The following is a 21,774-nucleotide window of genomic DNA, read 5'->3' on the forward strand; positions in this document are numbered from 1 at the left end:
AGTCCAAGCCTCGGAAAGCCCCCGCGATCGCTCGCGGGGGCTTTTTGTTGACGCCGCCCCTCAATCTTGTTCAATGCGGCGCCGATCCAGCCGGGGTAGGAGAAAGATGACCGCCGTTCGATTTCAGGCTGTGGCCGTCCTGGCCGCATTCGCGTTGTGCACTGCGATGGGCAGCCCCGCACAGGCGCAGAAGAAATACGACAGCGGCGCATCCGATACCGAGATCAGAATAGGCAACATCATGCCCTATAGCGGGCCGGCCTCCGCCTATGCCGCGATCGGCAGGACCGAGGAAGCCTATTTCAACAAGATCAATGCCGAGGGCGGGATCGGCGGCCGCAAGATCAAATTCATCTCCTACGACGACGGCTATTCGCCGCCGAAGACGGTGGAGCAGGCGCGCAAGCTGGTCGAGAGCGACGGGGTGCTCTTGATCTTCGGCTCGCTCGGCACCTCCACCAATGGCGCGATCCGCAAATACATGAACGAGAAGAAGGTGCCGCAATTGTTCGTGGCGAGCGGCGCCTCGAAGTGGAACGACCCGAAGCAATATCCCTGGACCATGGGCTGGCAGCCGAGCTACGCGAGCGAGGCCCGTATCTACGCCAAATACATCATGAAGGAGAGGCCGGACGCGAAGATTGGCGTGCTCTACCAGAACGACGATTTCGGCAAGGATTATCTGAAGGGACTGAAGGAGGGTTTCGGACCCAAGGCCTCGATGATCGTACTGGAGGACAGCTACGACACCTCCGAGCCCGCGATCGACGAGCACGTCGTGAAATTGAAGGCCTCGGGCGCCGACGTCTTCATCAGCATCACCACGCCGAAATTTGCCGCGCAAGCGATCAAGAAGGCGGCGGAGATCAACTGGCATCCGATGCACATCATCTCAAACGTCTCGGCCTCGGTCGGCGGCGTATTGGAGCCGGCGGGCATCGAGATCTCACAGGGCATCCTTTCGGCCACCTACACCAAGGACGGCTCCGACCCGCAATGGAACGCCGACGACGGCATGAAGAAGTTCTACAATTTCCTCGCGCAGTACGCGCCCAAGGCCAACAAGCTCGATGCCGGCGTGGTGTTCGGCTATGCCGCAGCCCAGACCATGGTGAAGGTGCTGCAGATGTGCGGCGACGATCTCACCCGCGAGAACGTCATGAAGCAGGCCGCCAGCATCAGGGATTTCGAGCCCGACACGCTGCTGCCCGGCATCAAGATCAACACCGGACCCGACAATTTCGCCCCGATCGAGCAGCTCCAGATGATGCGCTTCAAGGGCAAGAAATGGGAGCTGTTCGGCGACGTCATCTCGAGCGAGGTGAGCCACTGAGCTTCAGCAATTCGAAATTGACGGAAGATATCAAGACAACTCAAGACGGTTACATCTTCTTGCAGCGCACACGGCCTTGAGCCGTCGTTGACTACTAAAGGAGCAGCCCCCGCGATGCCGTCGCAGGGGCTTTATGTTGAAGGCCCCAGTCAAATCGTATTGAATTGCTGCGGCGTCGCCAAGAACAAGCAACACAAGAAAAGGGACGCACACACACCAAGAAAATAGGGAGATAGGAATGCCCGCTGTCACCGGCAAACTCGCGGCCGCGTCACTGGCGCTTGCGCTCATCGCGGCCTCGGCCTCCACTGCATCGGCCCAGAAGAAGTACGATACCGGCGCGACCGACACCGAGATCAAGATCGGCAACATCATGCCCTACAGCGGACCGGCTTCCGCCTACGGCATCATCGGGCGGACCGAAGCCGCCTATTTCAAGAAGATCAACGAAGAGGGCGGCATCAACGGCCGCAAGATCAACTTCATCAGCTATGACGACGCTTATTCGCCGCCCAAGACCGTGGAACAGGCGCGCAAGCTGGTCGAGAGCGACGAGGTGCTGTTCATTTTCAATTCGCTGGGCACGCCGCCAAACTCGGCGATCCAGAAATACATGAACTCGAAGAAGGTGCCGCAGCTGTTCGTCGCCACCGGCGCCACCAAGTGGAACGATCCGCAGAACTTTCCCTGGACGATGGGCTGGCAGCCCAACTACCAGAGCGAGACGCAGATCTATGCGAAGTGGCTCCTGAAGAACAAGCCGGACGCCAAGATCGCGGTGCTCTATCAGAACGACGATTACGGCAAGGACTATCTGAAGGGCCTGAAGGACGGCCTCGGCGCCAAGGCCGCCTCGATGATCGTGATCGAGGAGAGCTATGAGACCTCCGAGCCGACCATCGACAACCACATCGTCAAGCTGAAGTCGACCGGCGCCGACGTGTTCATGAACATCACGACGCCGAAATTTGCCGCGCAGGCGATCAAGAAGAATGCCGAGATCGGCTGGAAGCCGCTGCACTTCCTCAACAACGTCTCAGCCTCCGTCGGTAGCGTGATGAAGCCCGCCGGCTTCGAGAACGGCCAGGACATCATCTCCGCCGACTATCTCAAGGACGTGTCGGACCCGGAGTGGAACAACGATCCCGGCATGAAGGAATTTCTCGCCTTCATGACCAAATACTTCCCCGAAGGCGACAAGCTCGATAAGGGCACCATCGTCGGCTACGCTGTGGCGCAGACGCTGGTTCAGGTGCTGAAGCAATGCGGTGACAATCTCACCCGCGAGAACGTCATGAAGCAGGCGGCCAGCCTGAAGGACTTCCGCACCGAGGCGCTGCTGCCGGGCATCCAGATCAACACAGGGCCGAACGACTTCGCGCCGATCAGCCAACTCCGGCTCGAGAAGTTCAAGGGCGAGCGCTGGGAACTGTTCGGCGACGTCATCAGCGCCGACGTCGGCGGCTAATCGCTTCCCGCACGACGACACGGGCCCCCTGCGAGACGATCGCGGGGGGCTTTTGCTTGCACGCCGATTATGATCACGCGATTGCACAATCGAATGATGGTAAAGCCTGCTTACGCTTTCGCGTCCGATGCGCTAGGCATGTGACCCGGCGCATTCGCCGCAAGCTTGTTCCGTCCGCCGAAGGCCTTCGTCATGACCGATCGACGTCCCCTGCTCCGCGCGCTCTACGACGCCGCCGTTGCCGCAGCCCATCCAAATACGATTCTGGCGCCACACTTGCGGCCCGCGCCCAAAGGGCGCGTGATCTGCCTCGCCGCCGGCAAGGGCGCGGGCGCGATGGCCGCGGCCGCCGAGCGGCACTATCTCGATACGTTGCAACTCGCGCCGGAGCGGCTGGTCGGCATCGCCACCACGCGCCACGGCTATGGCCTGCCGACGCGCCGCATCCGCGTGGTCGAGGCCGGTCATCCCGTACCCGACGAAGCCGGCCTCAAGGGCGCCGCCGACACGCTGACGCTGGCAGGCGAAGCCGGCCCTGACGATCTCCTGCTGGTACTGCTCACCGGCGGCGGCTCGGCGAACTGGATCGCACCCAGCAACGGCATCAGCTTTGCCCAGAAGCAGGCGGTCAACAAGGCGCTGCTGCGCTCGGGCGCGCCGATCGGCGAGATGAACACCGTCAGGAAACACCTCTCGCGCATCAAGGGCGGGCGGCTCGCGCGCGCCGGCAGGAACGCCGCCGAGATCGTCACGCTCGCGATCTCCGACGTGCCGCACGACGACCCTTCCGCCATCGCCTCCGGCCCCACCGTGCCCGATCCGACCACGCTCGCCGACGCGCGCGCGATCGTGGCGAAGTACAAGCTCGACATCGACGATGCCGTGCGCCGCGCGCTCGACGATCCCGCAAACGAAAGCTGCAAGCCTGGTGACGCCACCTTTGCGCGCGCGCATTTCGAGCTGATCGCGCGGCCGAAGCAGTCGCTCGATGCCGCAGTGAAACTCGCCAAGGAAGCGGGCTACGAGACCATCGATCTCGGCGCCGATCTTGAAGGCGAGGCGCGCGAGGTCGCGGCCAGTCATGCGAAGCTTGCGCTCGAGGCGCGCGCGCAAGGCAAGCGTATCGCGATCCTCTCGGGCGGCGAGCTCACGGTGACCGTGCGCGGCAACGGGCGCGGCGGCCCCAACCAGGAATACGCGCTGGCGCTCGCGGAGCTGTTGCAGGATACGCCTGATATCTCTGCGCTCGCCGGCGACACCGACGGCGCCGACGGCGGCGCCGGCCACCCGACCGACCCCGCCGGCGCGCTGATCGACGCGGCGACCTTCGCGAAGATGAAGGCGAAAGGCCTGCAGCCGCAAGCCTATCTCGACAACAACGACGCGACGACGTTCTTCGAGGCCACCGGCGATTTGCTGCAGCCCGGCCCCACGCTGACGAACGTGAATGACATCAGGGTGATTTTGGTGGATTGAGGCGCTTACCCCCTCCTGGAGGGTAGGGCCGTTGCATCGGACTTTCGGCAACGTCTGACCGCACGCCTCGTCCTTCGAGACGACCGCTTCGCGGTCTCCTCAGGATGAGGCTAAGCAGCACCTTGCCCGTTGAGACTGCTGCCGCACATTTCGTCCTCATCCTGAGGAGCCCGCCTAAAGCGGGCGTCTCGAAGGATGGCGGCACGAACCGGTCTCAAATGCGATTCCCCTGCCTGGAAGGGTAAGAGTCAAAACTCGTTCGCGATCTTCGAGAGCATCTCGATCAGGGACTCGCGGTTGGCCGGGCCGAGCAGATCGTTCAGCCGCGCCTCGTGCTTGGTGGCGACGAGCTTCTTGGCCCGCGCCAGCACGGCCTTGCCCTTGTCGGTCAGGACCAGGATGTGGGAGCGGCGGTCGTTGGTGGAGCGGATCCGTGCGCAAAGGTCGCGGCTCTCCAGATTGTCGAGCATGGCCACGAAGTTCGGCCTGAGGATGCCGAGCGTGGAGGCGATCTCGGTCTGGTTACGGCCCGGGTTCTTCTCGACCAGCAACAGCACCGAGAACTGCGCCGGCGTCAGCTGGAGCGAGGCCATGCAGCGCAAAAAGTTCTCGAACACCTTGAGCTGTGCCCGTTTCAGGACGTAGCCGAGCTGCTCGGACAGCTCGCCGAGCTGCAGGGCTTCAGCCTGCGGCTCTCCCGTATCCTTACGGCCCTTGGCCGCGTCGGCAGGCTTTTCGGAGGACTTTTCAGCGGTTTTGGAAACGGTCATCGCCTCGTGCTCGTAATCCCGCTAAATTCAGGACGGGTCGTTCCCCGCCCTTGAAGTTATATTTGATAATTGTTATGGACCATACCAAATATCGTCAGCGTATTTCAATGGCTGTGAGGGGACCATCCACCGCAATTGCGGAGGCCGGTCCCCAATCTTGAGGGGGAGCGTCCGGTCTTGAACACCACTATCATGCTGTTCCTGGTGCAGGACGGCATCACCAATGGCGCAATCTACGCGCTGCTCGGCCTCGCGCTGGTGCTGGTGTTCGCCGTCACCCGCGTCATCCTCATTCCCCAGGGCGAATTCGTCACCTACGGCGCGCTGACCTACGCCTCGCTGGCCGCCGGCCAGATGCCGGGCACGGCGAAGCTGGCGCTCGCGCTCGGCATCGGCGCCTTCGCGTTCGACCTGTTCGTGGCCCGCAAGGCGCTGCATGGGCGGCTGGTCGTCCGCAGCCTCATCACCAACATCGTGCTGCCGGCGATCGTGCTGGCGCTGACGATTTACTTCGCCGCGCAGAAGCCGCCGGTGGCGGTCTGCATCGCGCTGTCGCTGGTGATCGTGGCGATGATCGGCCTCTATCTCTACCGCATCGCGTTCCAGCCGCTGGCGCACACCTCCGTGCTGGTGCTGCTGATCGCATCGGTCGGCGTTCACCTGGCGCTGCAAGGCCTCGGCCTGTTGTTCTTCGGCGCCGAGGGCCAGCGCGGGCCTGCGGTACTGTCCGGCGCCTTCACCGCCGGCGCACTGCGCTTCACCGGCCAGAGCATCACCGTCTACGCCATCACCATCGCCTTCATCGTCGGGCTCTGGCTGTTCTTCGGCCTGACCCTCTACGGCAAGGCGCTGCGCGCGACCGCCGTGAACCGGCTGGGCGCGCGGCTCGCCGGCATCCGCACCACGCTGTCAGGGCAGATCGCCTTCCTGCTGGCCTCGGTCATCGGCGCGCTGTCGGGAATCATGATCGTGCCGATCACGACGCTCTACTATGACTCGGGCTTCCTGATCGGGCTGAAAGGCTTCGTCGCCGCGATCATCGGCGGGCTCGTCAGCTACCCCCTCACCGCCGTCGCCGCGCTGGTCGTCGGCATCGTCGAGGCGTTCTCGTCCTTCTACGCCTCCAACTACAAGGAAGTGATCGTCTTCATGCTGCTGATCCCCGTGCTGCTGCTGCGTTCGCTCGCAGCCCCCGCGGTCGAGGAAGAGAAGGACTGACGCGCATGCAGAGCCGGCTTCCCATCATCGTCTTCGCACTTCTGATGGCTGCGATTCCGTTCGTTCCGGGCATGCCGCCGTTCTGGATCGTGCTGCTCGACAATATCGGCCTTGCGGCTCTCGTCGCCATGGGCCTCGTGCTGCTGACCGGCGTCGGCGGCCTGACCTCGTTCGGGCAGGCGGCCTTCGTCGGGTTCGGCGCGTACACCACCGCCGTGCTGTCGACATCCTATGGCCTGTCGCCCTGGCTGACGCTGCCGCTGTCGCTCTTGGTCAGCGGATCGCTGGCGGTGCTGCTCGGGCTGATCACGGTCCGCCTGTCGGGCCACTATCTGCCGCTCGGCACGCTCGCCTGGGGGCTAGGGCTGTTCTACCTCTTCAGCAAGCTGGAGTTCCTCGGGAGAAACGACGGCATCTCGGCAATCCCGCCGCTGTCGATCGGCGCGTTCAAGATGCTCTCGCCCGGCTCGATCTACTACGCGATCTGGGTCGCCGTGATCCTCTCGGCGCTGCTGACGATGAACCTGCTGGATTCCCGCACCGGCCGCGCCATCCGCGCGCTGCGGCGCGGCCATGTCGCGGCCGAAGCGTTCGGCGTGCACACGCCGCGGGCCAAGCTCTTGGTGTTCATCCATGCCGCCGTGCTGGCCGGCCTTTCGGGGTGGCTCTACGCGCATCTGCAGCGTGCGGTGAACCCGACGCCGTTCGGCGCGCAGGCCGGCATCGAATATCTCTTCATCGCGGTGGTCGGCGGCGCCGGCTATGTCTGGGGCGGCGTGCTGGGCGCGGCCATCGTCGTGGTGCTCAAAGAGGTGCTGCAAAGCTATCTGCCGCTGATCCTGCCCGGTTCCGGCCAGGTCGAGACCATTGTATTCGGCATCATGCTGGTGGCGCTGCTGCAACTCGCCCCCGGCGGCCTGTGGCCCTGGCTGATGTCCTTCCTGCCCGAGCGCACGAGTGGCAAGAAGCCGGACACCTCGCTGAAGCTGGAATCGCGTGCACGCGCCACCGGCCAGTCCGGTGTCCTGCTCCAGGTCGAAAAGGCGCGAAAACAATTCGGCGGCGTGGTCGCGGTCAACAACGTCTCCTTCGAGGTCCAGGCCAAGGAGATCGTCGCGCTGATCGGACCGAACGGCGCCGGCAAGAGCACCACCTTCAACCTGATCACCGGCGTGCTGTCGGCCACATCAGGCTCGATCTCGGTGCTCGGCAGAAAGGTCGACAAGGCGCCGCCGCAGGAGATCGTCAAGCTCGGCATCAGCAGGACCTTCCAGCACGTCAAGCTGGTGCCCGACATGACCGTGCTTGAGAATGTCGCGATCGGCGCGCATCTGCGCGGCCATTCCGGACCCGTTTCCTCGATGCTGCGGCTCGATCGCGCCGACGAGGCAAAACTGCTCTCCGAAGCCGCCCGCCAGATCGAGCGCGTCGGCCTCGCCGAGCAGATGCACCAGCTCGCAGGTTCGCTCTCGCTCGGCCAGCAGCGCATCGTCGAGATCGCCCGCGCGCTGTGCGTCGACCCGATGCTGCTGCTGCTCGACGAGCCGGCCGCGGGCCTGCGCCACATGGAGAAGCAGCGGCTCGCAACGCTGCTGCGGGACTTGCGCGACGGCGGCATGAGCGTGCTGCTGGTGGAGCACGACATGGGCTTCGTGATGAACCTCGCCGATCGCATCGTCGTGCTCGATTTCGGCACCAAGATCGCGGAAGGCACGCCCGCCACGATCAAGACCAATCCCGAAGTGATCAAGGCCTATCTCGGAGTGGCGGCATGAGCGCGCTGTTGTCCGTCACCGATGCCCACGTCGCCTATGGCAAGGTCGAGGCCGTGCGTTCGGTCTCGCTCGAGGTCGGCGCCAACCAGATCGTCACCATCGTCGGCGCCAACGGCGCCGGCAAGACCACGCTCCTCTCCGCCATCATGGGCATCCTGCCGCTGAAGGGCCGCGTTGCCTTTGCCGGCCAGGATCTCGCGCGGCTCGACATCGAGGACCGCGTTGCGATGGGGCTCGGCCTCGTGCCCGAGCATCGCGAATTGTTCGTGACCATGAATGTCGAGGACAATCTCGAGCTCGGGGCCTTCCGCATCGAACGGAGCCGGGCGAAGTCCTCGATCGAGCGCATCTATACGCTGTTTCCGCGGCTCAAGGAGCGCCGCAAGCAGCTCGCCGGCACCTTGTCCGGCGGCGAGCAGCAGATGCTCGCGATGGGCCGCGCGCTGATGGGCGAGCCGAAGCTCCTGATGCTGGACGAGCCGAGCCTCGGCCTCGCCCCGATCATCGTCGCCGACATCTTCCGCATTGTCACCGAGCTGCGCGCAGCCGGTGTGTCGGTGCTGCTGGTCGAGCAGAACGCGCAGGCCGCGCTGAAGATCGCCGACCAGGCCTATGTGATGGAGCTCGGCGAGTTCGTGCTGAGCGGCAAGGCCAGCGACATCGCCGCGAACGAGCGGGTGGCGGCGAGCTATCTCGGCTTCCAGCACGAAGGCGCGAGTGTGATCTAAGTCTCTCCTCTGCCTCTCCCCGTTTTCAAGGGGAGAGGCAAAGAGCGCCGCTCACCCCGCCGCCTTCTCCTCCTTCAGCGCCGCGACTTCCGCCTCCAGCTCCGCGATACGCTGATCGCGTGCCGCCAGCGCGGCTGCGACATCCGGGGCATCGAACTTCTGCGGAATGTGCTGCGGGCAGTTGGTGTCCCAGGCTGCGATCTTGAACAGGATCACCTGCTCCGGCCGGGCGCGGTAGCCCTTCGGCATCAGCGACGTCGTCAGCGTCTCGTCGTCCTCGACGACACGGGCTTCGCCCCAGATCTTCACCCGTCGGCGGTGGGCGTAGTCCATCACGAAGATGTAGGCCTTGGGGTTCTCCGACAGGTTGCCCTGGGTGATGTATTGCCGGTTGCCGGAATAGTCGGTGAAGGCGAGCGTCTGCTTGTCCAGCACCTTCAAGAACCCCTTTGGGCCACCGCGATGCTGGATGTAGGGCTGCCCATCGGCCGAAGCCGTCGCAAAGTAGAAGCTGTTGGCGTCAGCCAGGAACGCCGCGAGGTTCTCGTCGACCTCGGTGCGCCATCCCCGCTGCTCGGCATGGGCATACCCCTCGCGCGATCCCTTTCGGGTCTGGATCGATTTCACAGCCGGCGAAAAGGCAACGTCGCTGGCATAGGTATGTACGGCAGTCATCGGAACGTCTCCTGAGATTCCGGCGCATCGCTGCGTCTTTCGGCCGTTAATGTGGACCTTTCTGGATCTAGAACAATTGATCGCCTTGACACTTCATCATTGCACTATATGCAATAATGTCATGGACCGGCTGGAAGCCATGCACGTCTTCGTCACCGTCGCCGACCTGCGCGGCTTCGCGCCGGCGGCGCGCAAGCTCAAGCTGTCGCCCTCGGTGGTGACGCGGATGATCGCGGCGCTGGAGGAGCATCTCGGCGCCCGGCTGCTGCAACGGACCACGCGGCAGGTGAGATTGACCGATGTCGGCACGCGCTACCTGGAGCGCGCGCGGCGCATTCTCGCCGATGTCGAGGAGGCCGACGGCTCCGCGCGCGAGGAGCGCAACCGGCCAAGCGGGCGCCTCGTGGTCTCGGCGCCGGTCGGCTTCGGCCGGCTGCACGTCGGACCGGTCATGACCGCCTATCTCAAGCGCTATCCCGAGGTCGCCGCCGAGCTCAGGCTGTCGGACCAGCTCGTCAATCTCGTGGAAGATGCCGTTGACGTCGCAGTGCGGATCGGCCATCTCGCCGATTCCTCGTTGGTGGCGCGCCAGGTCGGCGAGATGCGGCGGATCGTGGTGGCCGCACCCGGCTATCTCAAGCGGCATGGCGAGCCGAAGTCGCCGGAGGCGCTACGCGAACACCAGACCATCCAGTTCGGGCCCTCGGCCGACTGGCACTTCGTGCAGGACGGCCGCGACATCGAGGTGACGCCGACCCCGCGCTTCACCAGCAACAGCGCGGACGCGGCGCTGCAATATGCCGAGGCCGGCGGCGGCGTAACGCGGGTGCTGGCCTATCAGGCCGCCGAGGGGTTGAAGCACGGGCGGCTGAAAATCGTGCTGGCGAAATACCAGCAGCCCGCGCTGCCGATCCATATCGTCTACCCGACCTCGCGCCTGCTCTCGGCCAAGGTGCGCGCGTTCATCGACCTGGTGGTGGAGACCGCGGAGTGGCGGTTCGGGTGAGTGCCTGTGTTTCGGATGCGGTGCGCAGCACTGCGTCCGGGGCACGAGAGCGCAGTGTGCCGCACCGCCATCTCCGCATCGTCATTGCGAGCGTAGCGAAGCAATCCAGAATCTTTCCGCAGTGGCAGTCTGGATTGCTTCGCTACGCTCGCAATGACGGAGCAAGGGGCGACATCGCGGCCCACCTCACGAATCTACCCCTTCTTCGGCACCACGCGGAACGTGCCGCTGGCGCGCGCGATCACGGCGTCGTCGGCCTTGATCAGACTCTGCGCGAAACAGATCGTCTTGCCGGTCTTGATCACCTCGCTCTCGATCGAACACCACTGGCCGATCTCCGCGGAGCCGACGAAATCGACCGAGAGCGAGACCGTCACGAACGACGTGGTCCAGCCCGTCGCCTGCGCGCAACTATAACCCATGGCGTTGTCGGCGAGCGCGGCGATGAGGCCGCCATGGATCAGGCCGCGGCCGTTGGTATGCGGCCTCGCCAGCCGGAGGCCGATGATGAGGGCCTTGTCGGTCTTCTTCGCGTAAAGCGGCTCCCACGGCTCGGTGAGAGGGCTCTTGCGAAAGAGCGGCTCGAATCCGGCCGGGATATCGATGAAGGTCATGGCTGTCTCGCGTGTGTGTGGCTGCCGCCATTGAACGCGATGTGGATGACGGTTTCACCGCCTACAAAGTTTTAAACGGGATTTGCGCGGGTGTTTGAAACGGCCTCCGCCGTCATTGCGGGGAGCCCTTGAGACAAGGCAATCCAGAATCGACCCGCGGAGAGTTTCTGGATTGCTTCGCTGCGCTCGCAATGACGATTTGGAGACACCGTCCTGAATGGCGGTGCCGCTCTAGAACGGCAGCCCCACGTAGTTCTCCGACAGCGACGTCATCGCGGCCTGGGACTGCGTGACGTAGTCGAGCTCGGCGAGCTGGATGCGGGCGCCGATGGTGCCGGTGTCGGGGAATTTGTGCAGCATCGAGGTCATCCACCACGAGAAGCGCACGGCTTTCCAGACCCGGGCCAGCGCCTTGGTGGAGTAAGCATCGATGCCGGCGTTCGACTTCTCGTCGTAGAATTCGCGGAGCGCGCTCGACAGATAGTGCGCGTCGCTGGCGGCGAGATTGAGTCCCTTGGCGCCGGTCGGCGGCACGATGTGGGCGGCATCGCCGCACAGAAACATTTTGCCGAAGCGCATCGGCTCGGCGACGAAGCTGCGCAAGGGCGCGATGCTCTTCTCGATCGAGGGCCCCGTGATCAGGCTATCGGCCGCCTCCTGGTCGAGCCGACTTTTCAGCTCGTCCCAGAAACGATCGTCCGGCCACTGGTCGACCTGATCGTCGAGCGAGCACTGCACGTAATACCGGCTGCGCTTCATCGAACGCATGGTGCAGAGCGCAAAGCCGCGCGCGTGGTTGGAGTAGATCAGCTCGTGACTGACCGGTGGCGTCTCCGAGAGAATACCGAGCCAGCCGAACGGATAGATCCGCTCGAACTCCTCGATCGCCGAGGCCGGAACGCTGGCGCGGCTGACGCCGTGGAATCCGTCGCAGCCGGCGATGAAGTCGCAATCGAGCGTGTGGGTGACACCGTCTTTCACGTAGGTTACGCGCGGGTGACTGCCGTCGAAATCATGCGGCTGCACATCCCGGGCCTCGTAAACCGAGTTGAGGCCCGCGGCCTTGCGCGCATTCATCAGGTCGAGCGTGACCTCGGTCTGGCCGTAGATCATCACCGTCTTGCCGGTCGCCCCCTTCATGTCGATGCGGTGCCGGCTGCCGGAAAAAGCAAGCTCGATGCCTTCATGCACCAGGCCTTCTGCATGCGCCCGCCTGCCGGCGCCGACCTGGTCGAGCAACGCGACGGTTCCCTCCTCCAGGAGGCCGGCGCGGATGCGACCGAGCACATAATCAGGGCTCTGCCGTTCCAGGATGACATTGTCGATACCGTATCGATGCAGCAGTTGCCCGAGCAACAAACCAGCCGGCCCTGCCCCGATGATTGCGACTTTTGTCCGCAATACCTTCTCCTCGCGATTCTGTAGGGTGCGGCGGAGACGCGCTTGTCGCGTTGATCCGCAGACGATAATTATATCATATAATTGTTGGACAATAGGGAGTGATGGTCGCCCCGGGCAGCGACAAATCCATGCAACATGGCTGACGTAGATGTCACGCCAGTTCCGGCTTGAACGTGCCGACCAATTATATAACATGTTAAATAAAGAGCCCGGGCCAACGAAGCCTGGCTTTGAAGAGAGGGAGAGACGCGTGATGAGAAAGGCCTGTCTGGCTTTGCTGCTGGCAGCAAGCGTGAGCCCTGCGCTGGCGCAGGACAAGACCTTCGACTTGAAGGTCTCGCACTGGGTGCCGGCATCGCACCCGCTGCAGAAGTCCCTGGAAGACTGGGTGGCCGCGGTGAACAGGGATTCCGGCGGCACCATCACGGGCAAGGTGTTCCCTGCCCAGCAGCTCGGCAAGGCGTTCGATCATTACGACATGGCGCGCGACGGCATCGCCGACGTCACCTACGTCAATCCCGGCTACCAGCCCGGCCGCTTCCCGATCATCGGCGCCGGCGAATTGCCGTTCCTGATCTCGGATGCCAAGGGCGGCTCGATGGGGCTCGATGCCTGGTACCGCAAATATGCCGAGAAGGAGATGAAGGACGTCAAATACTGCCTCGCCTTCGTCCACTCGCCCTCTTCCTTTCACTCCAAGACCAAGAAGATCGCGATGCCGGAGGACGTGAAGGGCCTGAAGATCCGCCCCGCGCATGCCACCATGGCGAACTTCGTGACCTCGCTCGGCGGCACCAACGTGCAGTCCTCGGCGCCGGAAGTGCGCGACATCATCGAGCGCGGCGTCGCCGACGGCGTCACCTTCCCCTGGGGCTCCCTCGTGCTGTTCGGCATCGACAAGGTGACCAAGTACGACATGGAGGCGCCGCTCTACACCACGACCTTCGTGTTCGTGATCAACAAGGACAAGTACAATGCGATGTCCGACAAGCAGAAGGCCGCGATCGACAAGAACTGCACGGTCGAGATGGCGGGCGTGGTCGGCGAGCATTGGGGCAAGTTCGAGGATGCCGGCATCGACAAGATAAAGGCGGAATCGGGCCACGAAGTCTACAAGCTGACGCCCGAGCAGACCGCCGCCTGGAAGAAGGCGTCTGAGCCATTGGTCAAGTCCTGGGGCGAGGGCGCCAAGAAGGCGGGCGCCGATCCCGATGCGGCGCTTAGCGAGCTGAAGGTGTCGCTGAAGAAGTACAACGCGCTGGCGGAGTAGCGCGATGGCAGGCTCTCTCCCCCTCTCCCCGTTCTTACGGGGAGAGGGTTGGGGTGAGGGGCTGCGTCCGCAACGTTGCTGACAGATGGACTCGCGGAGAGTCCCCCTCACCCGGAATTCGCGCGTTCCGCGCGCATTCCGGCCTCTCCCGCATCCGCCTTCGCCAAGGCTTCGGCGGACAAGCGCGGGGAGAGGCGAAGGACCGCGGCTGGAGTCGAGCGAGAATGACATCACACAGGACACTCCCATGAAGCGCGCCTGGATGGATCGCTTTATCGACACGATCGAATGGATCGCGGCCGGCTTCGTCGGCATCGTCGCACTCGACATCTTCCTGTCGGTGCTGCTGCGCAATACGCTGAACTATTCGATCCCCGACAGTTTCGACATCGGCCGCATGCTGCTCGGCATCCTGATCTTCTGGGGCATCGCGGCGACCTCCTATCGCGGCACCCACATCACGGTCGACCTGGTCTGGGGCAATGTCAGCCCGCGCTATCAGCGCTGGATCGACGTGTTCGCAACGCTGGTGCTGCTGTTCGTCGTCACCGTGCAGACCTGGACATTGTTCGACAAGGTGCGCGGCACCTACAATGACAACGTCCAGACCTTCGACATGCACATGCCGACCTGGCCGTTCTTCGCGATCGCCTGGATCGGCGACGTTTCCGCCGTGCTGCTGATCGCGATCCGCACCTACCGATTGATCTTCCATCCCGAAGAGATGCACGACCCCAAGCTGAAGGCGACGGAGTAACCATGAGCACCGATGCCGTCGCCGTTATCGGCTTCGTTTCCCTCTTCGTCCTGATGCTGCTGCGCGTGCCGGTCGGCATGGCCATGGGCCTCGTCGGCGTCTCCGGCTTCTCCTATCTGGTCGGCGCCACGCCGGCGCTGAAGCTGGTCGGCCAGACCTCGATGCGGACGGTCACCGACTACACGTTCGGCGTCATCCCGATGTTCCTGCTGATGGGCTCGTTCGTTTCCAATTCCGGCATGAGCCGCGAGCTGTTCCGCGCCGCCAACGGTTTTGTCGGACACTTACGCGGCGGACTCGGCATCGCCACCGTCGGCGCCTGCGGCGGCTTTGCCGCGATCTGCGGCTCCTCGGTCGCGACCGCCGCGACCTTCTCCGCGGTCGCTTACCCAGAGATGCGCCGCTTCGGCTATCCGCAATCGTTCGCCACCGGCGTGATCGCGGCGGGCGGGACGCTGGGCGCGATGCTGCCGCCCTCCACCGTGCTCGCGGTCTACGGCATCATCACCGAGCAGGACATCGGCAAGCTCTTCATCGCCGGCATCATCCCGGGCCTTTTGGCGATGACCATGTACATGATCACGATCTTCCTGATCGGATACTTCCGGCCCGACTTCCTGCCCAAGGGCAAGGTGCTACCGTGGCGCGAGCGCTTTGCCGGCCTGAAGGACATCTGGGCGCCGGTGCTGCTGTTCGTATTCGTGATCGGCGGCCTCTACGGCCTGCCCTTCCTGCCGCGCTTCACGCCGACGGAGGCCGGCGGCGTCGGCGCCACCGGCGCCTTCATCATCGGCATGGTCACCGGACGGCTCGACCGCGAGAAGGTGCTGGCCTCGTTGCTGCAGGCGACGCGCACCGCGGCCGCGGTGTTCACCGTGCTGATCGGCGCCTTGATCTTCGGCTATTTCCTGACGGTGACGCAGACGCCGCAGAAGGTGACGGAATTTCTGACTGGCCTCGGCCTAGGACCCTACGGCGTGCTGGCCCTGATCATGGTGATGTATCTCGTGCTCGGCTGCCTGATGGACGCCATGGCGATGATCATCCTCACCGTGCCGATCATCTTCCCCGTCATCATGCATCTCGGCTTCGACCCGATCTGGTTCGGCGTCATCATCGTCATGACGGTCGAGCTCGGCCTGATCCATCCGCCGGTCGGCATGAACGTCTTCGTCATCAAGAGCGTGGTGAAGGACGTGTCGTTCTCCACCATCTTCAAGGGCGTGATCCCGTTCGTGGCGACGGATCTGGTGCGGCTCGTGATCTTGATCGCGTTCCCGCTGCTGGCGACTTGGCTGCCGACACGAATGATGGCGCATTAGGCGTGCGTGATAGAGCGACGAGCTGTCTTCCCCTCTTGTGAGAGAGGGTGGCTCGCGGCGGCGCTATATCGACAATGAGGTGAAGCGATGACCCCGACGCTCGAGACCAAATACGTCTTCACCATCACCGCACGGATCGGCGACGTCATCACCGCCGGCGAAACCGGCATCGGCGTTCGCCGCATCATCCCGATCATCGGCGGCGAGGTGACAGGCGCGATCACCGGCAAGGTGCTCCCCTTCGGCGCCGACTTCCAGACGATCCGTCCCAACGAGCTGATCGACCTCGAAGCCAAATACGCCTTCGAGACCGACGACGGCGCCGTCGTCTATATCGAGAACAAGGGCATGCGCTTCGGACCCGTCGAGCTCCTGCAAAAGCTCAAGCGTGGCGAGCCGGTCGATCCGAAGCTGATCTATTTCCGGACCGTGCCGAAATTCGAAACCGGGCACGAAACGTATCGCTGGCTGATGCAGCACATTTTCGTCGGCTCAGCCGCGCGCCACGCGGACCGCGTCGTGATCGACGTGCATCAGGTGGTGTGAGGAACGCCGCCTCGTCATTGCGAGCGTAGCGAAGCAATCCGGGGGCCCTCCCGAGCAAGATTCTGGATTGCTTCGCTGCGCTCGCAATGACGGAGAATGTGGCTGCAGTTGCGTCCACAACCCATTTTTCCGCCCGCCGCTCCATCAGTTGGACGCCCGGCAACCCGCCCAATGGCCATATATTGGCCCCGCCCACCACCTTGACTCGCCCGAAATTCGTTATACAACATAACTATTCTGATAAGGACGCAAATGACACAGGGAAACGCCGATACCGCTGACGCGGGTGCCTCCGGGCTGCTCCGGATCGAGAGGGCGGACCGGGTTCTGACCGTGGGTCTGAACCGGCCGGCCAAGCGCAATGCGCTGAACGATGGCATCATCCTGGAAATCGGCGAGTGTTTTGCCTCCCTGCCCGAGGATATCGGCGCGGTTGTCATCCACGGCATCGGCGACCATTTCTCCTCAGGCCTCGACCTGTCCGAGCTGACCGAGCACGACGCCACTGGCGGCCTTCTGCATTCCCAGATGTGGCACCGGGTGTTCGACCGCATCCAGTACAGCCGGGTGCCCGTGATCGCGGCGCTCAGGGGCGCGGTGATCGGCGGCGGGCTGGAGCTTGCGTGCGCGGCGCATATCCGCGTCGCGGAGCCCTCGACCTATTTCGCGCTGCCGGAAGGGCAGCGCGGCATCTTCGTCGGCGGCGGCGGCTCGGTGCGGCTGCCGCGGCTGATCGGCGTTGCCAGGATGATGGACATGATGCTGACGGGGCGCGTCTACAGCGCGACCGAAGGCGCCTCCTACGGCTTCGCCCAATATGTCACGGAGGCCGGCAACGGGCTTGGCAAGGCGCTGGAGCTTGCGACCAAGATCGCCTCCAACGCGCCGCTGACGAATTTCGCCGTGCTCCAGGCGCTGCCGATGATCGCGGAAGCCAATCCCCAAACGGGTCTCTTGATGGAATCGCTCATGGCGACCGTCGCGCAGAGCGACAAGGAAGCCAAGCGCAGGATCCGCGAATTCCTCGAGCACAAGACCGCCAAGGTGAAGCCGAAATCATGAGCGCGCAGCCGTCCTCTTCCAGCATGGAGCGCGGCGCGAGCACTTCCCCGCTGCGTCCCATTTCGTTCGGCGATCCCGCCGTCAATGTCGAGCGCCGCGACGACGGCACGATTTACCTCAGGCCCAGGCAACCGCTCGGCGACTATCCGGTCCGCATCACCGACCGCCTGCATCATTGGGCGACGACGACGCCGGATCGCGTCTTCATGGCCGAACGCGAGGGCGGCCACGGCTGGCGCAAGATCACCTATGCCGAGTTGCTCACCGCGAGCCGGCACATTGCATCGAGCCTGATCGCGCGCGGCCTGTCGGCGGAGCGGCCGGTCGTGATTCTCTCCGGAAACTCGATCGACCACGCGCTGCTGGCGTTCGGCGCGTTCTATGCCGGCGTTCCGTTCTGCCCGGTGTCACCGGCCTATTCGCTGGTGTCCAAGGATTACGGCAAGCTGTCGTATCTCATGAAGCTGCTGACGCCGGGTCTCGTCTTCGCCGAGGACGCCGACAAGTTCGCCGACGCGCTTGCCGCCAACGTCTCGCTCGGCACCGAGATCGCGGCATCCTGGGGCACCGTGCCGGGCCGCGACGTCACCCTGCTCGCCGATCTCATGGCGACGCCGATCCGCGGCGATCTCGACGCAGTGCACGGCAAGATCGGCCCCGACACGATTGCGAAATTCCTGCTGACGTCGGGCTCGACCGGCAATCCCAAGGCCGTCATCAACACCCAGCGCATGATCTGCGCGAACCAGGTGATGCTGCGCGAGACGCTCGCCTTCCTCAAGGACGAGCCGCCCGTTATCATCGACTGGCTGCCGTGGAACCACACCTTCGGTGGCAACCACAATATCGGCCTGACGCTGTACAATGGCGGCTCGATGTATCTGGACGCCGGCAAGCCGGTGCCTGGAGGCATCGAGGAGACCGTGCGCAATCTCCAGGAGATTTCGCCGACGGTCTATTTCAACGTGCCCAAGGGCTATGAATCGCTGCTGCCCTATTTGCGCGACGACCAGGGTTTGCGCGCAAAGTTCTTCGACCGGCTGCATGCGATGTTCTTCTCCGGCGCGGCGCTGTCGCCGTTCGTCTGGAACAGCCTCGACGAGCTCGCGGTGAAGGAGAAGGGCTATCGCGTGCCGATGCTGACCGGCCTTGGCGCGACCGAGACCGCGCCGTTCTTCATGTCGGTCAATCCGCGCACCAGCCGTTCGGGTCATGTCGGTCTGCCCGTCTCCGGCAACGACGCAAAACTGGTGCCGAACAACGGCAAGCTGGAGGTCCGCGCCAAGGGGCCGAACGTGATGCCCGGCTACTGGCGCCAACCGGACATCACGGCGAAATCCTTCGACGAGGAAGGATTCTACAAGATGGGCGATGCGCTCAAGCCCGCCGATCCCGATGATTTCAACGCCGGCTTCGATTTCGACGGTCGCGTCAGCGAGGACTTCAAGCTCGCGAGCGGCACCTGGGTCAGCGTCGGTCCCCTGCGCGCGCGCCTCACCGCGGCCTGCGCGCCGCTGGTGCGCGACGTCGTCATCGCCGGCATCAACCGCGACGAAATCTCCGCCCTGGTCGTGCTCGATCTCGACGGTTGCCGCTTGATCAACCCGACGCTGCCCGCGGACGATCTCGTCGCCGCCACGCGCGACCGCCTGGTGCGCGAGGCATTTCGCGAGCGCCTGACGCGCTTCCTCGGGCAAGCCACGGGATCCTCGACGCGGATCACCCGCGCGATCCTGATGGATACACCGCTCTCGATCGACAAGGGCGAGGTCACCGACAAGGGCTCGATCAATCAGCGCGCGGTGCTGGAGCATCGTACCGCCTTGATCGACGAGCTCTACGCTGCCAATCCGTCGGACCGTGTGATATCGGTCGGCTAAGAAACCACCGCCAAAGGAGAACGCCATGTTGTTGAAGGATCAGGCAGCCATCGTCACCGGCGGCGCATCAGGGCTTGGCGCGGCCACCGCGCGAAAGCTGGCGGCGCAGGGCGCCAAGGTCGCCGTGTGCGACCTCAACGCCAAGCTCGCTGAAACCGTTGCCGCCGAGATCAAGGGCGTCGCCGTGACCTGCGATGTCTCCGACGCCGCTTCCGCTGAAGCTGCGATCGCGCAGGCGACCAAGGCCCACGGCCCGGCGCGCGTGCTGGTCAACTGCGCCGGCATCGGCGTTGCAAAACGCGTGGTCGGCCGCGACGGCCCGATGGCGCTCGCCGATTTCGACAAGGTTATCAAGGTCAATCTGATCGGCACCTTCAACATGCTGCGCCTTGCCGCGACCGAGATGTCCAAGCTCGAGCCGCAGGCGACCGGCGAGCGCGGCGTCATCATCAACACCGCCTCCGTCGCCGCCTATGACGGCCAGATCGGCCAGTCGGCCTATTCGGCCTCCAAGGGCGGCATCGTCGGCATGACGCTGCCGATCGCGCGCGAGCTCGCGCAGTTCGGCGTCCGCGTGCTGACCATCGCGCCCGGCCTGTTCCTGACGCCGCTGCTCGCGAACCTGCCGCAGGAAGCCCAGGACTCGCTCGCCGCCGCGATCCCCTTCCCGCGCCGGCTCGGCCAGGCCGACGAGTTCGCCGCGCTCGCGCTGCACATGGTCGAGAACGCCTATCTGAACGGCGAAGTGGTCCGCCTCGACGGCTCGCTGCGCATGGCGCCCAAGTAACTTCGTAGAACAGGGCGCGACACATGTTCGTGAACCGGCGCGAGGTCCAGATCCAGTGGGGTGATTGCGACCCTGCCAACATCGTCTATTACCCGCGCTATTTCGCGATGTTCGACGATTCGACCTCGACCCTGTTCGAGGTCGCCGGCTTCTCCAAACAGGATCTGGTCCGCAAATACGGACTGGTCGGCATCCCCATGGTCGACACGCGGGCCAAGTTCTACATCCCCTCGACCTATGGCGACTGGATCACCATCGAAACGAAGATCGAGAGCATCAAGCGCTCGAGCTTCGAGGTGAAGCACAACGTCTACAAGGGCGAGGCGCTGGCGATCGAGGGGTTCGAGACCCGCGTCCTGGTCGGCCGCGATCCTGTCGATCCCGACAAGCTGAAATCGGCGCCGTTTCTGCCGGAGATGGTCGCCAAATTCACGGGAAGCTAAATCGCCGCATCGCCAAAAGAGGGGGCTGAATTACCCCCCGATTTCTGCTTTCAAGGAAACACGTCAAGGGAGGAATAGATGAAACGCTTTTGCCTGACCGCTGCCATTGCCGCGGCGACGCTCGCCCCGCCGGCGCTGCCCGCGCTGGCCCAGACCGCCGAGATCACCATCGGCATCACCACCACCACGACCGGCCCGGGCGCCGCCCTCGGCATTCCCGAGCGCAACGCGCTGGAATTCGTACCGAAGGAGATCGGCGGCGTGCCGCTGAAGGTGATCGTGCTCGACGACGGCGGCGACCCCACCACCGCGACCACCAACGCACGCCGCTTCGTGACGGAATCCAAGGCCGACATCATCATGGGCTCGGCGCTGACGCCGCCGACCATCGCGGTGTCCAACGTCGCCAACGAAGCTGGCATCCCGCACTTTGGCCTGGCCCCCTTTCCGATCACGCCGGAGCGCATGAAGTGGTCGGTGGCGATGCCGCAGCCGATCCCGATCGTCGGCAAGGTGCTGTACGACCACATGAAGTCGAAGGGCATCAAGACCCTCGGCTATATCGGCTATTCCGACTCCTATGGCGACCTCTGGTTCAACGACCTGAAGGCGCAGGCCGTGCCGATGGGCATGACCATCGTCGACGAGGAGCGCTTTGCCCGCCCGGACACGTCGGTGACCGGACAGGTGCTCAAGCTCGTCGCCGCCAATCCCGACGCGATCCTGGTCGGCGCCTCCGGCACCGCGGCCGCCCTGCCGCAGACGGAGCTGCGCGAACGCGGCTATCAGGGCCTGATCTACCAGACCCATGGCGCCGCCAGCATGGACTTCATCCGCATCGCCGGCAAAGCGGCGGAAGGCGTGCTGATGGCCTCCGGCCCCGTCATGGACCCCGAGGACCAGCCGGACGAAGCCGCCACCAAGAAGCCCGGCCTCGCGCTGAACTCGGCCTATGAGGCCAAGTACGGCCCGAACAGCCGCAGCCAGTTCGCCGGCCACTCCTACGATGCGTTCGAGATCCTGAAGCGCGTCATCCCGACCGCACTGAAAACCGCAAAACCCGGCACGCCGGAATTCCGCGAAGCCATCCGCCAGGCGCTGCTGTCCGAGAAGGAGCTGGCGGCAAGCCAGGGCGTCTACAACTTCACCGAAAAGGACCGCTACGGTCTCGACGAGCGCTCGCGTATCCTGCTCACCGTGAAGAACGGCAAGTACACGCTGGTGAAGTAAGACGCCGCAATAG

General features: G+C 64.2%; 20 protein-coding genes. 16 read left to right on the forward strand and 4 right to left on the reverse strand.

What is annotated here, in order from left to right:
* Window positions 1-106: 106 nt before the first annotated feature.
* The 3 genes from A5906_RS07525 to A5906_RS07535 all read left to right on the forward strand — a co-directional run bounded on the left by A5906_RS07525 (window position 107) and on the right by A5906_RS07535 (window position 4,277).
* Complete coding sequence (locus A5906_RS07525) at window positions 107-1,333, forward strand: ABC transporter substrate-binding protein (RefSeq protein WP_080134611.1); 1,227 nt, start codon at window positions 107-109, stop codon at window positions 1,331-1,333.
* A 238-nt stretch (window positions 1,334-1,571) separates the two neighbouring features.
* Complete coding sequence (locus tag A5906_RS07530) at window positions 1,572-2,801, forward strand: ABC transporter substrate-binding protein (protein ID WP_080134612.1); 1,230 nt, start codon at window positions 1,572-1,574, stop codon at window positions 2,799-2,801.
* A 192-nt stretch (window positions 2,802-2,993) separates the two neighbouring features.
* On the forward strand, window positions 2,994-4,277 hold the full coding sequence (locus A5906_RS07535) for a glycerate kinase type-2 family protein (RefSeq protein ID WP_080135213.1): 1,284 nt from the start codon (window positions 2,994-2,996) through the stop codon (window positions 4,275-4,277).
* A 248-nt stretch (window positions 4,278-4,525) separates the two neighbouring features.
* Here A5906_RS07535 and A5906_RS07540 read toward each other — a convergent pair whose 3' ends face one another.
* Window positions 4,526-5,047, reverse strand: coding sequence for a MarR family winged helix-turn-helix transcriptional regulator (locus tag A5906_RS07540; RefSeq protein WP_080134613.1), 522 nt, complete (start codon window positions 5,045-5,047; stop codon window positions 4,526-4,528).
* 177 nt (window positions 5,048-5,224) lie between these two features.
* Between A5906_RS07540 and A5906_RS07545 the strand changes: the two genes are divergently transcribed.
* From A5906_RS07545 to A5906_RS07555, 3 genes are read left to right on the forward strand one after another with little or no spacing between them, the layout of a single operon-like run.
* Window positions 5,225-6,265, forward strand: a complete 1,041-nt coding sequence (locus tag A5906_RS07545) for a branched-chain amino acid ABC transporter permease (RefSeq protein ID WP_080134614.1) — start codon at window positions 5,225-5,227, stop codon at window positions 6,263-6,265.
* 5 nt (window positions 6,266-6,270) lie between these two features.
* Window positions 6,271-8,040 carry a branched-chain amino acid ABC transporter ATP-binding protein/permease gene (locus A5906_RS07550; protein WP_080134615.1) on the forward strand — a complete coding sequence of 590 codons (1,770 nt, stop codon included), beginning with the start codon at window positions 6,271-6,273 and terminating at the stop codon, window positions 8,038-8,040.
* A complete protein-coding gene (locus tag A5906_RS07555) occupies window positions 8,037-8,768 on the forward strand; it encodes an ABC transporter ATP-binding protein (protein WP_080134616.1) in 732 nt (243 codons plus the stop codon). Before A5906_RS07550 ends, A5906_RS07555 begins: the two co-directional genes overlap by 4 nt.
* Before the next feature lie 51 nt (window positions 8,769-8,819).
* Here A5906_RS07555 and A5906_RS07560 read toward each other — a convergent pair whose 3' ends face one another.
* Complete coding sequence (locus tag A5906_RS07560; RefSeq protein ID WP_080134617.1) at window positions 8,820-9,443, reverse strand: pyridoxamine 5'-phosphate oxidase family protein; 624 nt, start codon at window positions 9,441-9,443, stop codon at window positions 8,820-8,822.
* Between the two features lie 121 nt (window positions 9,444-9,564).
* Here A5906_RS07560 and A5906_RS07565 point away from each other — a divergent pair, with 121 nt between their 5' ends.
* Window positions 9,565-10,449, forward strand: a complete 885-nt coding sequence (locus A5906_RS07565) for a LysR family transcriptional regulator (protein ID WP_080134618.1) — start codon at window positions 9,565-9,567, stop codon at window positions 10,447-10,449.
* Between the two features lie 194 nt (window positions 10,450-10,643).
* Here A5906_RS07565 and A5906_RS07570 read toward each other — a convergent pair whose 3' ends face one another.
* A complete protein-coding gene (locus tag A5906_RS07570) occupies window positions 10,644-11,063 on the reverse strand; it encodes a PaaI family thioesterase (protein ID WP_080134619.1) in 420 nt (139 codons plus the stop codon).
* 231 nt (window positions 11,064-11,294) lie between these two features.
* On the reverse strand, window positions 11,295-12,464 hold the full coding sequence (gene pobA / locus A5906_RS07575) for a 4-hydroxybenzoate 3-monooxygenase (RefSeq protein ID WP_080134620.1): 1,170 nt from the start codon (window positions 12,462-12,464) through the stop codon (window positions 11,295-11,297).
* A 253-nt stretch (window positions 12,465-12,717) separates the two neighbouring features.
* On the opposite strand from pobA, the gene A5906_RS07580 reads away from it, so the two are divergent.
* From A5906_RS07580 to A5906_RS07620, 9 genes are all read left to right on the forward strand, one after another.
* A complete protein-coding gene (locus tag A5906_RS07580; RefSeq protein ID WP_080134621.1) occupies window positions 12,718-13,734 on the forward strand; it encodes a TRAP transporter substrate-binding protein in 1,017 nt (338 codons plus the stop codon).
* Between the two features lie 247 nt (window positions 13,735-13,981).
* Window positions 13,982-14,491 (forward strand): TRAP transporter small permease, encoded by a 510-nt coding sequence (locus A5906_RS07585; RefSeq protein WP_080134622.1) that lies wholly within the window; start codon window positions 13,982-13,984, stop codon window positions 14,489-14,491.
* Window positions 14,492-14,493: 2 nt separating this feature from the next.
* Window positions 14,494-15,813 (forward strand): TRAP transporter large permease, encoded by a 1,320-nt coding sequence (locus A5906_RS07590; protein ID WP_080134623.1) that lies wholly within the window; start codon window positions 14,494-14,496, stop codon window positions 15,811-15,813.
* A gap of 87 nt (window positions 15,814-15,900) precedes the next feature.
* The gene (locus A5906_RS07595) at window positions 15,901-16,359 is read left to right on the forward strand and encodes a DUF3237 domain-containing protein (RefSeq protein ID WP_080134624.1); all 459 of its coding nucleotides are present in this window, start codon (window positions 15,901-15,903) and stop codon (window positions 16,357-16,359) included.
* Window positions 16,360-16,611: 252 nt separating this feature from the next.
* A complete protein-coding gene (locus tag A5906_RS07600) occupies window positions 16,612-17,421 on the forward strand; it encodes a crotonase/enoyl-CoA hydratase family protein (protein ID WP_080134625.1) in 810 nt (269 codons plus the stop codon).
* The gene (locus tag A5906_RS07605; protein WP_080134626.1) at window positions 17,418-19,301 is read left to right on the forward strand and encodes a feruloyl-CoA synthase; all 1,884 of its coding nucleotides are present in this window, start codon (window positions 17,418-17,420) and stop codon (window positions 19,299-19,301) included. Before A5906_RS07600 ends, A5906_RS07605 begins: the two co-directional genes overlap by 4 nt.
* Window positions 19,302-19,326: 25 nt before the next feature.
* Window positions 19,327-20,088 (forward strand): SDR family NAD(P)-dependent oxidoreductase, encoded by a 762-nt coding sequence (locus tag A5906_RS07610; protein ID WP_060737208.1) that lies wholly within the window; start codon window positions 19,327-19,329, stop codon window positions 20,086-20,088.
* Window positions 20,089-20,111: 23 nt separating this feature from the next.
* Entirely contained in the window at window positions 20,112-20,531 is a 420-nt protein-coding gene (locus A5906_RS07615; RefSeq protein ID WP_080134627.1) for an acyl-CoA thioesterase, read from the forward strand.
* A 78-nt stretch (window positions 20,532-20,609) separates the two neighbouring features.
* Entirely contained in the window at window positions 20,610-21,761 is a 1,152-nt protein-coding gene (locus A5906_RS07620) for an ABC transporter substrate-binding protein (protein WP_080134628.1), read from the forward strand.
* The last annotated feature ends 13 nt before the right edge of the window (window positions 21,762-21,774 follow it).

This window comes from Bradyrhizobium sacchari (assembly GCF_002068095.1).
GTDB lineage: Bacteria > Pseudomonadota > Alphaproteobacteria > Rhizobiales > Xanthobacteraceae > Bradyrhizobium > Bradyrhizobium sacchari.